This window comes from Anaerosalibacter bizertensis (assembly GCF_009696605.1).
Lineage (GTDB): Bacteria > Bacillota > Clostridia > Tissierellales > Sporanaerobacteraceae > Anaerosalibacter > Anaerosalibacter bizertensis.
The window spans coordinates 1-1,490 of sequence record NZ_VULR01000042.1 but is presented as its reverse complement, the minus strand read 5'-3'; the positions used below and the strand labels follow the sequence as shown (position 1 = coordinate 1,490).

Annotated in this window: 1 protein-coding gene; it reads left to right on the top strand. The window is 24.9% G+C overall.

Annotated features, from left to right (window positions below):
- Positions 1–180: 180 nt before the first annotated feature.
- Entirely contained in the window at positions 181–1,446 is a 1,266-nt protein-coding gene (locus FYJ27_RS12580) for a transposase (RefSeq protein ID WP_154485139.1), read from the top strand.
- The last annotated feature ends 44 nt before the right edge of the window (positions 1,447–1,490 follow it).

Sequence of the window (1,490 nt, the reverse complement as noted above, 5' to 3'; positions counted from 1 at the left end):
TTAGAGTTTCCCCATTTTTTTAGGAAATTTAAAATTAGTCCTTGTGGATAAGGTAATTGCCAATTATATATCTATCCACAGATTTAAGTTTTTGCATAAAAATAAGTAAAATAGCCCTTTATTTTGATATAATGAGTTTGTTAAGAACCAAAATCAAAATGAAAAGGAGCTACTTTACTTATGATTAATTATATCAAACTTTCATATCAAATTAAAAGGAAATTATCAACTTTTTCAAAAAAAATATCTAAAAATATATCTAGACCAAAATATAAATTTATGTTTCAAATGATGTACGGTTTTTTGGAAAGTAATTCTATATTACTAAGTAACATAGCTAGAGCTTTAAAAGAAGATATTTTATTAAAAAAGACTATAGAAAGGCTTTCAAGAAATCTTTCAAGTTTTAATGAAACTGATCAACTCGTTGAAAACTACATTAATACAATACAATCACTTATTAATGATAATACAATTTTTTGTATAGATGGTTCTGAAATCACTAAACCTAATAGCAAAGTATTAGAAGATATGGGTACTGTGCGTGATGGAAGTACTGGAGAAACTAATGTTAATGGTTATAATATTTTAGAAATTGCTGCATTAACTAATAAACATGACATGCCTATATCAGTATATTCTAAAATTTACTCTAATGTCTGTAAAGATTTTAAAAGTGAAAATACAGAAACCTTAAAATCTCTTGAATTCATTAGAGCTCATTTTGGAAACGTAGGCATTAAAGCCCTCGATAGAGGCTATGACAATAATCAATTTTATGAATATTTCACTAATAATAATGAAAAATTTGTAATTAGAGCCAAAAGAAATAGAGACGTTATTTATAATGGCAAAGTTATTAATATATTTAAATTGGCTAATAAATATAAAGGTAAATATGTTACTACTGTTAAAAACAAAGCAGGTAAAGCTAAAAAATGTAAGTTTAGTCATATACCTATAGCTTTACCCGCTATGCCTGATAAAAAACTTACTCTTGTTATAATAAGAGGTTTTGGAAAAATTCCTATGATGCTTATTACTAATCTAAATCCTACAGATAAAAGGCTATCTATTGCCATCTTAAAAGTTTACTTAAAAAGATGGAAAATTGAAGAGTATTTTAGATTTAAAAAACAACAATTTGATTTTGAAAATATTAGAGTAAGGTCATTAAATAGTATTAGCACAATTAATTTATTGCTATCAATAACTATTGGTTTTATTGGAATGCTTTCTCAAAAAAGAAAAGAAAGTATCCTAGTAATGTTTATTCTTAAAATCTCCAAAAGAATTTATGATATACCAAAATTTAATTATTATGCATTATCAGATGGTATTTATACAATATTACAAAAAACAAAAACTGGTATTAAAAATTTCATAAAACCTATATTTAGAAATAAGGGATCACAACAGCTATTAATAGCTAATGCGTTTCTATAATTAGCCTACGGCTATTTTATAATTAAATTTTGGGGAAACTCTAA